Genomic DNA, 12,865 nt, shown 5'->3' on the forward strand with positions numbered 1-12,865 from the left:
GTCTACCACCAGCCGCCCCAGCAGCCGCCGCCGGTGCATCAGTACCCGCCGCAGACGCCGCAGCAGCCCGGCCGGCCGTACGTGCCCCAGGTCCACCCGGAGCCGGGGTACGAGGAGGTGCCGCTGCGCGGCGGCAACGTCAGCACGGTGCACCGCGTCGGCGACACCGTGCGCCGCAACGCCGGCCCGTGGACGCCGTCCGTGCACGCGCTGCTGCGCCACATGGAGTACGTGGGCTTCAGCGGCTCCCCGCGCGCGCTCGGGATAGACGACAAGGGCCGCGAGGTGCTGTCGTACATCGAGGGCGAGTGCGGCGAATATCCGCTGGCCGAGCACTGGGTCACGGACGAGGCCCTGGTCACCGTGGCGACCATGCTGCGGATGTTCCACGACGCGCAGTACGGGTTCCAGCCGCCGCCCGGCGCGGTGTGGCGCTCGTTCGGCCCGCCGCCGCCGGACACCGAGGTGATCTGCCACCACGACGCGGCGCCGCACAACGTGATCTGGCGGCCGGACGGCACGCTCGCGCTGATCGACTTCGACCTCGCCTCGCCCGGCGCGCGCATCTACGACGTGGCGTACGCGGCGTGGACCTGGGTGCCGCTCTTCTCCGACCGGGACTCGCACACGCTGGGCTGGAAGCGGCCGAACCGCCCGCGCCGGCTGCGGCTGTTCGCGGACGCGTACGGGCTGATCCCGCGCGACCGGCACCGTCTGGTCCGGACCATCCGCAAGCGGATCGTGGACCACGTCGAGGGCATCCGGCGGATGGCGGCGGCCGGTGACCCGGCGTTCGTCACCATCGTGCAGAAGGGACACCTGCGCCGTCCGATGCGCGATTTGCGGCTGCTCGACTACGAGCGGAACGCTCTTGAGTACACTCTGCGATAGGTGACGGCCCGATCGGTGACGCCCGCCTGACTATTCGGGTGATATGGCGCCATCCGTTCCATCGATGGTGAGGTTTTCTTCACACGTTGGAAACAACGCGTCACTCTCAAGAAACTGTTCGGAGACCCAGCGCGAAACAGCGGCCCATGAAGCTCTCGTCCAACCGGCGACGGGGCGATGCCGCCTTGCCACCGGAGGGAGGAATTCAAAACCGAGAGGAGGCAGCGTGCCGGAGATCGCCATTGATTCTGGGCACACCGCCTGGTTGCTTGTTTCGTCCGCTCTTGTTCTGCTCATGACGCCGGGCCTGGCCCTCTTCTACGGTGGCATGACCAAGTCCAAGGGCATCCTGAACATGATGATGATGAGCTTCAGCTCCATCGCCATCGTGTCCCTGCTCTGGGTCTTCTACGGCTTCTCACTCGCCTTCGGCAAGTCGAACGGCGTCTTCGGCGACATCACGCAGTACGCGTTCATGACGCAGGACCTGACCGGCGCCTGGTCCGAGCTGGTCCCGGTGCCGACCTTCGTGTTCGCCGTCTTCCAGATGATGTTCGCGATCATCACGGTCGCGCTGATCAGCGGCGCGCTCGCCGACCGGGCGAAGTTCGCCGGCTGGATCGTCTACGCGGTCGCCTGGGCCTCCATCGTCTACTTCCCGGTGGCCAACTGGGTGTGGGGCGGCGGCTGGATCTTCGAGATGGGCGCGTTCGACTTCGCCGGCGGCACCGCGGTGCACATCAACGCCGGTGCGGCGGCGCTCGGCCTCGCGATCATCCTGCGCAAGCGGAACGGCTGGCCGTCCGGCGCGTACAAGCCGCACAACGTGCCGACCGTGGCGCTCGGCGCCGGCCTGCTCTGGTTCGGCTGGTTCGGCTTCAACGCCGGCTCCGAGGGCGCGGCCGACGCGATCGCCGGCATCGCGTTCCTGAACACCCAGGTCGCCACGGCCGCCGCGGTCATCGGCTGGCTGGTCGTGGAGTGGATCCGCGACGGCAAGCCCACGCTGCTGGGCGCGTCGTCCGGCGCCATCGCCGGCCTGGTCGCCATCACCCCGGCCTGTGCCTTCGTCGAGCCCGTCGCCGCCATCGGCCTGGGCATCGTCACCGGCGCGGTCTGCGCGCTGGCGGTCGGCCTGAAGTACCGGCTCGGCTTCGACGACTCGCTCGACGTGGTCGGCGTGCACATGGTCGGCGGTCTGATCGGCGCGCTGTCCATCGGCCTCATCGCCACCCAGAAGTTCTACGGCGAGGCGGGCCCGCAGGGCCTGTTCTACGGCGGCGGCATCGACCAGCTCGGCAAGCAGGCGGCGGGCGCGTTCGCGGTCCTGGCCTACTCGCTGATCATCTCGGTCGTCCTGGGCTTCGCGATCGACAAGACGATCGGCCTGACCGTCTCGTCCGAGGCCGAGACCGAGGGCGTCGACCAGACCGAGCACGCGGAGAGCGCGTACGACTTCTCCTCGCCCACCGGCGGCGGCGCGTTCGCCATGGCGGGCATCACCCCGTCCGGCGGCACCACGCCGGCCGCGTCCGCCCCGGTCGACGAAAAGGTCGCCGGCTAACCGGTCACCGGTTACGTTGCCACGATGGAGGGACTGAGCATGAAGCTGGTGACCGCGGTCATCAAGCCGTACCAGCTCGACGCGGTGAAGGAGGCTCTGCACGCCCTCGGCGTCGCCGGGCTCACCGTGAGCGAGGTGCAGGGCTACGGCCGGCAGAAGGGGCACACCGAGGTCTACCGCGGTGCGGAGTACACGGTGGAGTTCCTGCCGAAGATCCGCGTCGAGGTGCTGACCGACGAGATCGACGTCGAGAAGGTCGTCGACGCCGTCGTCGCGGCCGCCCGGACCGGGAAGATCGGCGACGGGAAGGTCTGGGTGACGTCCGTCGACGACGTCATCCGGGTCCGGACCGGCGAGCGCGGCCTCGACGCGCTGTAACCACGGATGAGTGACATCGGCGCCGCCGCACGCTCCGCGCGTGCGGCGGCGCTCGACTCATGGCTGGCCACGCTCCTGCCCGCGGGGGTGCCCGGTGTCGCGCTGGTCGCGGTGGGCGGGCTGGGCCGCCGGGAGGTCGCCCCGTTCAGCGACCTCGACCTGGTGCTGGTGCACGCGGGCGTCACCGGCGTGGCGGAGCTGGCCTCCTCGATCTGGTACCCGATCTGGGACGCCAAGCACAAGCTCGACCACTCGGTCCGCACCGTCGACGAGGCCCTCGCGGTCGCGGCCGAGGACGTCAAGGCCGCGCTCGGCATGCTCGACGCCCGCCACCTCGCCGGCGACCGCGCGCTCTCCGACCGGCTGATCGCCGAGTCCGCCGACCAGTGGCGGCGCACCGCGGTCCGCGACCTGGACGCGCTGCGCGAGATCACCCGCGCCCGCTGGGACGCGCACGGCGAGCTGGCGTACCTGCTGGAGGGCGACCTCAAGGAGGCGTCCGGCGGCCTGCGCGACGTCACCATCCTGCGCGGCATGGGGCGGGCCGGGATCGCCGACACCATGCGCCCCGCGGTCCGCGCCGCGAACCTGCACATGCTGGACGTCCGCGACGCGCTGCACCTCGCGGTCGGCCGCCGGGTGGACCGGCTGGTCGCCCAGGAACGGCCGGCGGTCGCGTCCGCGCTCGGCCTGGACGACGGCGACGCGCTGCTGCGCCGCGTCTCCGGCGACGCGCGCACCGTCGCACACGCGGTCGACGACGCCTGGCGCGCCGCGGACCGGCTCCGCAGCGGTCGCCGCCGCCCGCTGGGCGCAGGGCCGCCGGTACGCCGCCCGGTCGCGCGCGACGTGGTCGAGCACGACGGCGAACTCGTACTGGCACGAACCGCGATCGGCCCGCGCCCCGACCCCAGCCTCTCGCTCCGCGTCGCCGCGGCCGCCGCCGTCGCGCGGCTACCGATCGCGCGTGCCACCTGCGAGTGGCTGGCCACGTACTGCCCGCCGTTGCCGGCGCCCTGGCCGGAGGCGGCCCGGTCCGCGCTGATCACGCTGCTCGGCGCCGGCAGCGGGCTGCCCGCCACCTGGGAGACCTGTGACCGGTACGGCCTGGTGGACGGCTGGCTGCCGGAGTGGGCCCGCATGCGCAGCCTGCCCCAGCACAACCCGGTCCACCGGTACACGCTCGACCGGCACCTGGTCCAGGCCGCGTCCGAGGCGACCGCGTTCACCCGCGAGGTGGACCGGCCGGACCTGCTGCTGCTCGCCGCGTTCCTGCACGATGTCGGCAAGGGTCTGCCCGGCGACCACAGCGTCGTGGGCGCGCCGATCGCGGCCGGCATCGCGGAGCGCATCGGATACCCGCCGGACGAGGTCGCGCTGATCTCGCGGCTGGTGCGCCTGCACCTGCTGCTGCCCGAGGTGGCCACCCGCCGCGACCTGGGCGACCCGGTCACCATCAGCCGGGTCGCGGACGAGGTCCGGGACCCGCTCACGCTGGACCTGCTGCACGCGCTGGCCCGCGCGGACGCGATAGCCACCGGGCCGGCCGCCTGGTCGGACTGGAAGGGCCGGCTGATCGGGGAACTGGTCCGGCGGGTACGGACCGCGCTGGACACCGGCGCGCTGCCCCGGCCGGCCGAGCCCGACCCGGCGCTGCTGGACGCGCCGCTGCCCGTGGTGCACCTGGACGGCGACCGGGTGGCGGTGGCGGCCGCGGACCGGCGCGGGCTGCTCGCGGCCGTGGCCGGCTGCCTGTCCATGCACCGGCTCGACGTGCTCTCCGCGGACGTGACCACCGTGGGGGAGCGCGCGGTGCTGGAGGTGCGCGTCGTCCCCCGCTACGGCACGCCCGCGGAGCCGATCGCGCTCACCGCCGACCTGCGCCGCGTGCTCAACGGCGACGTGTCCGTCACGCAGCGGCTGCGCGGGCGCGCGGTGCGGACGCGTACCGGCGCGGCTCCGAAGGTCGTCTGGCACCGGGACGTGGCCACCGACGCCGTGGTCCTGGAGGTGCGGGCCGCGGACTCGCCCGGGCTGCTCTACCGCGTGGCGTCCGTGCTCGAGGACGCGGGCGCCTCGGTGCGCGCCGCGCGGATCTCCACGCTCGGCGGCGACGTGGTGGACGCGTTCTACCTGGTCGGCGCGTGGACCGACGCGACGAAGCGGGACCGGGTCGAGGCCGCCGTGCTGGCCGCCGCAGCGCACGCCTGACCGACCGGGTTACCCTTGCCTGGGGCCTTTCGGCGCCGGTGCGCATTCGACAGGAACGGGATGTTGAGCAGTGTTTGACACCTTGAGTGATCGCCTCTCCGGGATCTTCGGCAAGCTCCGCGGCAAGGGCAAGCTCACCGACGCCGACATCGACGCCACCGCGCGCGAGATCCGCCTCGCGCTGCTGGAGGCGGATGTCGCGCTCCCGGTGGTCAAGGCGTTCATCCACACGCTCAAGGAGCGGGCGCGCGGCTCCGCCGTCTCCGAGGCGCTCAACCCGGCGCAGCAGGTCATCAAGATCGTGCACGAGGAGCTGATCGCGATCCTCGGCGGCGAGGGACGGCGGCTCCAGTTCGCCAAGACCGCGCCCACCGTGATCATGCTGGCCGGTCTCCAGGGCGCCGGTAAGACCACGCTGGCCGGCAAGCTCGCCCGCTGGCTCAAGGCCCAGGGCCACCAGCCGATGCTGGTCGCCGCCGACCTCCAGCGGCCGAACGCGGTGAACCAGCTGCAGGTGCTCGGCGGCCGGGCCGGCGTCGAGGTCTACGCGCCGTCCCCCGGCAACGGCGTGGGCGACCCGATCCAGGTCGCGCGCGACTCGATCGAGCACGCCAAGCGCCAGGCCCGCGACATCGTCATCGTCGACACCGCCGGCCGCCTCGGCATCGACCAGGAGATGATGGCGCAGGCCGCCGGCATCCGCGACGCGGTCGACCCGGACGAGGTCATCTTCGTCATCGACGCCATGGTCGGTCAGGACGCGGTGCGTACCGCGGAGGCGTTCCGTGACGGCGTCGGCATCACCGGCGTGGTCCTCTCCAAGCTGGACGGCGACGCCCGCGGCGGTGCCGCGCTCTCCGTCCGGCACGTCACCGGGCAGCCCATCCTCTTCGCGTCCACCGGCGAGAAGCTGGAGGACTTCGACGTCTTCCACCCGGACCGGATGGCCAGCCGCATCCTCGGCATGGGCGACGTGCTGACCCTCATCGAGCAGGCCGAGGCCGCGTTCGACGAGGACCAGAAGGAGAAGATGACGGCGAAGCTGCTCGGTGGCGAGCAGTTCACGCTGGAGGACTTCCTCGACCAGCTCGTCGCCGTGCGCCGAATGGGCCCGATCGCGAACGTGCTGTCCATGATGCCCGGCATGGGGCAGATGAAGGACCAGCTCTCCGAGCTCGACGACAAGCACTTCGACCGGGTCACCGCGATCATCCGCTCGATGACCCCGGCCGAGCGCACCAACCCCAAGATCCTCAACGGCTCGCGGCGCGCCCGCATCGCCAACGGCGCCGGCGTCCAGGTGATGGACGTGAACCAGCTGCTCAACCGCTTCGCCGACGCGCAGAAGATGATGAAGCAGATGGGCGGCATGATGGGCCTGCCCGGCGGCGGCAACCGCCGCAAGGCCACCAAGAGCCCGAAGAACAAGCGCAAGGGTACGAAGGGCGGCGGCAACAACCGGCCGCGCACCGGCGGCGTGCCCGGCGGCTTCCCCGGCATGGGCGGCATGCCGCAGCTCCCCCCGGGCCTCGACCCGAACGCGCTGGGTGGCGGGGGGATGCAGGGCTTCAAGCTCCCCAACATCGACTTCAACAAGCTCAACAAGTCCCCGAAGAAGCGCGACGACGAGGACTGAGCTTCGTTCTCACCCGATCGGGTGCGCGGGGCAGCGGCCGGGCGACATGGTCGATTAAGTTGGTGACACCCCTCAGGTGCGCCGGCTGTGAAGGAGGAGCGCGACGTCGGCGTCCATCCCGTCCGAGCCGACGGTCGCCCGGACTGCATCGGATGCGGTACGCCCCGGCGTCGAACTCGCTCGAACCGTCGGATGTCAGTCACCCGTTCGAGGGGTCCGGGGCAGCGGAACGTCGACTAAGTCGATTATGTTGACAGCTTCCAATTAGCTCTGCCGACTTCGAGGAGGAACATGTCAGCGACGCCCAATCCGCCCCAGAGTGGCGAGTGGACGGTCGCCGGTCTGACTCGGCTTCCCCCGGATCTGCGGTACGAGCTGATCAACGGGAGGTTAGTCATCTTGGCGTCCCCGACATTCATGCACCAGGAGATCTGCCTCGCGGTCTACGAGGCTCTCAAGCGGAACTGTCCACGCGGCCTGCGCCCGGCCCTCGACCTCTCGCTGCGCGTCGACGACCGCAACGAGCCCCGGCCGGACGTCCTGGTGGCGAACCCGGCCCGCGGCCGGCGCACCCCGCTGCCGATCGAGGACGCGGTCGTGGTGGCGGAGGTGGTCTCGCCCACCTCCACGATCCGCGACCAACGGGACAAGGTGGAGCTCTATGCCCGCGCCGGCGTCAAAGCCTACTGGCTGATCGATCCGTATCATGATCGTCTCGTGCTCACCGAGTGGACGCTGGTCGGCGACGCCTACCAGATCACGGCCAAGACGGACGGCGTCTTCACCACCGAGGTGCCGTGGCCGGTGACGCTCGACCTGCCGGCGCTCCTGCGCCACTGCAACGAGCTGTTCGGGCCGCCGGAGGATGACGCCCCATAGATCTGCGCGTCCTCCACGGCGCCGCGTGATCGATCGCCCGTCGTCGGTAAGACTGGGCGCATGGTGTTGCATGTGCGCGGGGTGCTGCTGCCCGAGGACGAGGTCCGGGATCTGTGGCTGGTCGGGGATCGGGTGACGTTCGAGCCGCGGGCCGGGGCGGAGACGATCGCGGATGGCGGGTTCGTGCTGCCGGGGCTGGTGGATGCGCACTGCCATGCCGGGATCGCGCCCGGTGGGGCGCCGGTGGAGTCGCTGGCGCAGGCGCGGGAACTGGCCTTCAAGGACCGGGACGCGGGCGTGCTGGCGATCCGGGACGCGGGGTCGCCGTTTCCCTACCCGGAGCTGGACGACGAGGTGGAGATGCCGCGCCTGATCCGGGCCGGCCGGCACATCGCGGCGCCGAAGCGCTATCTGCGGGACACCGCGGTCGAAGTGGAGCCGGTGGACGTGCCGGCGGCCGTGAGCGCGCAGGCCAAGGCCGGGAACGGCTGGGTCAAGCTGGTCGGCGACTGGATCGACCGCGGGGCCGGTGACCTGGCGCCGAGCTGGGACGCGGCCACGCTGACCGCCGCGGTCGAGGCGGCGCATGCGGCGGGGGCGCGGGCGGCGGTGCACACGTTCTCCGAGGAGGGCGTGGAGATCATGGTGCGGGCCGGGGTGGACTCGGTCGAGCACGGCACCGGGCTGAGCCCGGATCTGGTGGACGAGATGGCGCGGCGCGGCACGGCGCTGGTACCCACGATGATCAACATTCTGACGTTCGGGGACATCGCGGCGCAGGCCGAGCAGAAGTTCCCCGGGTACGCGTCCCACATGCTCGCGCTCCGCGACCGCCATCCGTCGGTGGTCCGCGCCGCGTACGAGGCCGGCGTCCCGATCTACGTCGGCACCGACGCCGGCGGCGGAATCGCGCACGGCCAGGCCGCCGAGGAGATGCTGCTGCTGCACACGCGCGCCGGCATGCCGGCCGAGGCGGTCCTCGCCGCGGCGTCCTGGGGCGCCCGCGCCTGGCTCGGCCTGCCCGGCCTGACCGAGGGCGGCCTCGCCGACCTGGTCGTCTACGACACCGACCCGCGCCAGGACCTCGCCGCGGTCCGCAGCCCGCGCCGCATCGTGCTCCGGGGGCGCGTCCTCCGCTGACTCGCCGGTTTCCTCGCCGCACACGGCGCGGGACGTGCCATGACACCCGGCCGGCCTGGGTCCGCCGCTCCCGCTCCTCTCATGCGAGGGCGGCGAGGAACGTGGGGCGCCGACGGGCCGTGCCGCTCACGGCGCGGGACGTGCCATGACACCCGGCCGGCCGGGTCCGCCGCTCCCGCTCCTCTCATGCGAGGGCGGCGAGGAACGTGGGGCGCCGACGGGCCGTGCCGCTCACGGCGCGGGACGTGCCATGACACCCGGCCGGCCGGGGTCCGCAGCTTCCGCTCCTCTCATGCGAGGGCGGCGATGAACGTGAGGCGCCGACGGGCCATGCCGCTGCGTGCGTCCGCTGACCGCCCGCCCGGAGGCGTCGAGCGGCATCGGCGAGCGGGTCGGCGTCAGCGGCACCGGCCGCTCGCCGCATCCCTTCGCGCGGGCGGTGGCCGGCCACCCACCGCCACCACGCTTATGGTGACCGTTCGGCTCGGCCGGGGACGGCGTCGACCGCGTGGGCCGGGACGGCGATGGCCGTGGGAATCGCGGGATGCTCCACGCCATGCCGGGACCGGCCTCGATGGCCCGATCGGCGTAGGCGAATAGCGGGTGACGGTGCCGGCCGTTCAGGACAGCGGACGCGCCGGCAATGGAAGGCCGCGGGGATTGCGGGAATCGGCTCCGATCGGCCGGTCGGCTCACGTGGCAGCCGGGCAGCGGGCAGCCGAGAGCGGCGTCGGCCGTGTGAGGCGGGGGCGCGCCGGCAGTGCGGATGACCGCGGGATCGCGGGAGTCCGGGAACCAGGCCGGGACCGATGACCCGCTCGGCTCGGCCGGACAGCGGAGAGGGCGGCGCCGGCCGCGCGGGACGGAAGGGCGGCCGGGAACGCGGCGGCGTGCGAATCGCGGGGTGTTTCGGAACCGGGCTGGGACCGGCTCCGACGCGGAGACCGGAGCGGAGCGCCAGCGGAGTCGGAGGGCGCAGCGCGGTTTGCCCGCGGGAGCATGCGCGGAGTGGCCACGCCGGAAGCGGGAACATGAAGTTGATCTTTAAAGGATTGGAAGGCCCCGGCGGGCGGAGGCGGGGAAACCGCGCGGCCTAGGATGTGCGGTTATGGCTCGTGTGCTCACTCCCCGGGCGGAGGATTTTCCCCGCTGGTACCAGGATCTGATCGCCAAGGCGCAGCTGGCCGACAACGGGCCGGTACGCGGGACGATGGTGATCCGGCCGACGGCGTATGCCATCTGGGAGCGGATCCAGTCCGAGATGGATGCGCGGATCAAGGCGGCGGGCGCGGAGAACGCGTATTTTCCGCTGTTCATCCCGGAGAATTACCTGACCCGGGAGGCGGAGCACGTCGAGGGGTTCTCGCCGGAGCTGGCGGTGGTCACGCACGGTGGCGGCAAGCAACTGGCCGAGCCGGTGGTGGTGCGGCCGACGAGTGAGACCGTGATCGGCGAGTTCATGGCGAAGTGGATCGACTCCTACCGGGACCTGCCGCTGCTGCTCAACCAGTGGGCGAATGTGGTGCGGTGGGAAATGCGGCCGCGGGTGTTCCTGCGGACCAGCGAGTTCCTCTGGCAGGAGGGGCACACCGCGCACGCGACCGAGGCGGACGCGCGGGCCTACGCGAAGAAGATCCTGCACGAGGCGTACGAGGACCTGATGGTCACCGTGCTGGCGATGCCGGTGCTGGTCGGGCGCAAGACGGACCGGGAGCGGTTCGCGGGGGCGACCAGCACGTACTGCCTCGAGGGCATGATGGGCGACGGCAAGGCGCTGCAGATGGGCACGTCGCACGAGCTGGGACAGAACTTCGCGCGGGCGTTCGACATCGCGTTCTCGTCGCAGAGCGGCGCGCGCGAGCACGCGTGGACCACGTCGTGGGGCACGTCCACGCGGATGGTCGGCGGCCTGATCATGTGCCACGGCGACGACAGCGGGCTGCGGGTGCCGCCGGTGCTGGCGCCGATCCAGGCGCACGTGATGATCGTCAAGGGCGGCGAGGGCGTGGCCGAGGCGGCGGCGCGGATCAGGGACGATCTCAAGGCCGCGGGGGTACGGGTCGGCTTCGACGACCGGGTGGACACGCCGTTCGGCCGGCGGGCGGTGGACGCCGAGCTGAAGGGGTACCCGATCCGGATCGAGGTCGGGCCGCGGGATCTCGCCGAGGGGAATGTCACGGTGGCCCGGCGGTTCGACGGGAGCAAGCTGAGCGTGCCGGTGGCCGGCGTGGTCGACGCGGTGGTCACGGCGCTGGCGGCGGATCAGGGCGCGCTCTACGACGCGGCGCTGGCGCACCGCGAGGCGAACACGCACGAGGTCAAGACGCTGAGCGAGGCGCTCGAGGCGGCGGCCACCGGCTGGGCGCGACTGCCCTGGTCCGCGGTCGGCGTCGAGGGCGAGGCGGAGGCGAACAAGCAGGCGGTGACCGTGCGCTGCCTGATCCGCGCGGACGGCACGGTGCCGGAGTCGGAGACCGAGCCGGACCTGATCGCGGTCCTGGGCCGTTCGTACTGATTTTCACTCCCGGTGGTGGTCGCGTCGTAACGGCGTGGTCACCACCGGGGATTAACCTGGCTGATCGTGGGATTCGCGCGCGGCCGACTGATAATGCACCGCAACGTCCGTCATCACCGGATCGGCTGGGTCCGCCCGGTGCGGGTGGTCAGCGACGACGAGCGCGGGCTGCTGGTCTGGCTGGACCGCGGCACCCGGGTGATCAACGAGGTCGCGGCGGACGGCCGGGGCATGCGCGCGATGCCGTTCAGCGAGTGGGTGGGACAGGACTACCGGCTGGCCGAGACCGTCTGGCAGGGGCCCGGCGTGCTCAAGTTCATACCGCCCGGCGAGTCGCACTCGGTCTGGTGGTTCCGCGACGATCACGGGCGGTTCACCGGCTGGTACGTGAACCTGGAGGCCCCGGCGATCCGCTGGGACGACGGCACCGCGGCCGGCGTGGACATGGTCGACCAGGACCTGGACATCGTGGTGGCCCCCGACCGCACGTGGCGGTGGAAGGACGAGGACGAGTTCGCCGAGCGGCTGGCGTTCCCGGACCACTACTGGGTGCCGGACGCGGCCGCGGTGTGGGCCGAGGGCAAGCGCGTGATCGAGCGGATCGAGGCGGGCGAGTTCCCGTTCGACGGCACCTGGACCGACTTCGCGCCGGACCCGTCGTGGAAGCCGGGTGCGCCCGCGCCGGGCTGGGACCGGCCGGTCCTGGAGCGCCCCTGAAAAGCCCTTCGCCCCGCTTTGGGTACGTGTTCCGGGGTCATTTCATCCGCGGGCCCCGGATCTGGCACAATGGTGAGCTGGTATCCGGCACGCGTTTGTTGCCCTCTAACTGCGAACGCGGCGCCAATCCCTGAAGCATCGGATCCCATGCCCCACGTGGGAGCCCGCCTGCTCACCCGCGCACCGGTCGCCCAGACCGGTGTAGATCGCAACAGGAGCGAACAGACAGTGGCCGTAAAGATCCGGCTCCTGCGGATGGGCAAGATCCGCAACCCTCAGTACCGCATCGTCGTGGCCGACTCGCGGACCAAGCGCGACGGCCGGGCCATCGAGTACGTGGGCATCTACCAGCCGAAGGAGCACCCTTCGGTGATCGAGGTCAAGTCCGACCGGGTGCAGCACTGGCTGTCGGTCGGCGCGCAGCCGAGCGAGGCCGTGCAGCGCATCCTGGAGAAGACCGGCGACTGGCAGAAGTTCAAGGGTCTGCCGGCCCCGCCGCCGCTCCTGGTCGCGGAGCCGAAGGCGGACCGCAAGGCCGTCTACGACGCCGAGTCGCAGGCCGCCGCGGGCGTCACCCCGGCGAAGTCCGCGTCGAAGAAGGCCGAGCCGAAGGCTGCCGAGCCGAAGGCCGCCGAGCCCAAGGCTGAGGCCAAGGCCGAGGAGCCCGCCGATGCGGGCGCCGGCGACGCGAGCTGACGGGGCGCTCCGGCCCGCGCTGGAGCACCTCGTCAAGGGCATCGTCGACCACCCGGACGACGTGCGCGTCCGGCTCGTCGACTCGCGCCGCGGCAAGCGGCTGGAGGTGCGCGTCCACCCCGAGGACCTGGGAACGGTCATCGGGCGTGGCGGCCGCACCGCCAAGGCGCTGCGTACGGTGATCGGGTCGATCGGCGGGCGTGGCGTGCGAGTCGACATAGTCGACGCGTACTGAGTC

The 12,865-nt window shown here is 71.9% G+C and carries 10 protein-coding genes and 1 pseudogene; all 11 read left to right on the forward strand.

Annotated features, from left to right (window positions below; genetic code table 11):
* Positions 1 to 81 precede the first annotated feature (81 nt).
* Positions 82 to 891, forward strand: coding sequence for a phosphotransferase (locus tag J2S41_RS00470; protein ID WP_310376212.1), 810 nt, complete (start codon positions 82 to 84; stop codon positions 889 to 891).
* A gap of 226 nt (positions 892 to 1,117) precedes the next feature.
* On the forward strand, positions 1,118 to 2,455 hold the full coding sequence (locus tag J2S41_RS00475; RefSeq protein ID WP_310361552.1) for an ammonium transporter: 1,338 nt from the start codon (positions 1,118 to 1,120) through the stop codon (positions 2,453 to 2,455).
* Between the two features lie 39 nt (positions 2,456 to 2,494).
* Positions 2,495 to 2,833, forward strand: a complete 339-nt coding sequence (locus J2S41_RS00480; protein WP_310376214.1) for a P-II family nitrogen regulator — start codon at positions 2,495 to 2,497, stop codon at positions 2,831 to 2,833.
* A 15-nt stretch (positions 2,834 to 2,848) separates the two neighbouring features.
* Positions 2,849 to 5,044: pseudogene (locus J2S41_RS00485) on the forward strand ([protein-PII] uridylyltransferase); the annotation flags it as partial.
* A gap of 70 nt (positions 5,045 to 5,114) precedes the next feature.
* Positions 5,115 to 6,680: a signal recognition particle protein gene (gene ffh / locus J2S41_RS00490; protein ID WP_310361554.1), complete on the forward strand. Its 1,566-nt coding sequence runs from the start codon at positions 5,115 to 5,117 to the stop codon at positions 6,678 to 6,680.
* A 291-nt stretch (positions 6,681 to 6,971) separates the two neighbouring features.
* On the forward strand, positions 6,972 to 7,559 hold the full coding sequence (locus J2S41_RS00495; protein WP_310361556.1) for a Uma2 family endonuclease: 588 nt from the start codon (positions 6,972 to 6,974) through the stop codon (positions 7,557 to 7,559).
* Positions 7,560 to 7,619: 60 nt separating this feature from the next.
* Positions 7,620 to 8,699 carry an amidohydrolase family protein gene (locus J2S41_RS00500; RefSeq protein WP_310361561.1) on the forward strand — a complete coding sequence of 360 codons (1,080 nt, stop codon included), beginning with the start codon at positions 7,620 to 7,622 and terminating at the stop codon, positions 8,697 to 8,699.
* Between the two features lie 1,108 nt (positions 8,700 to 9,807).
* On the forward strand, positions 9,808 to 11,214 hold the full coding sequence (proS, locus tag J2S41_RS00505) for a proline--tRNA ligase (protein ID WP_310361564.1): 1,407 nt from the start codon (positions 9,808 to 9,810) through the stop codon (positions 11,212 to 11,214).
* 66 nt (positions 11,215 to 11,280) lie between these two features.
* Complete coding sequence (locus J2S41_RS00510) at positions 11,281 to 11,931, forward strand: ribonuclease FAU-1 family protein (protein ID WP_310361566.1); 651 nt, start codon at positions 11,281 to 11,283, stop codon at positions 11,929 to 11,931.
* A 228-nt stretch (positions 11,932 to 12,159) separates the two neighbouring features.
* Entirely contained in the window at positions 12,160 to 12,627 is a 468-nt protein-coding gene (gene rpsP / locus J2S41_RS00515) for a 30S ribosomal protein S16 (RefSeq protein WP_310361567.1), read from the forward strand.
* Complete coding sequence (locus J2S41_RS00520) at positions 12,602 to 12,862, forward strand: RNA-binding protein (RefSeq protein ID WP_033343864.1); 261 nt, start codon at positions 12,602 to 12,604, stop codon at positions 12,860 to 12,862. The genes rpsP and J2S41_RS00520 overlap by 26 nt, the downstream gene beginning before the upstream one ends.
* The last annotated feature ends 3 nt before the right edge of the window (positions 12,863 to 12,865 follow it).

Source organism: Catenuloplanes atrovinosus (assembly GCF_031458235.1).
GTDB classification, from domain to species: Bacteria; Actinomycetota; Actinomycetes; order Mycobacteriales; family Micromonosporaceae; genus Catenuloplanes; species Catenuloplanes atrovinosus.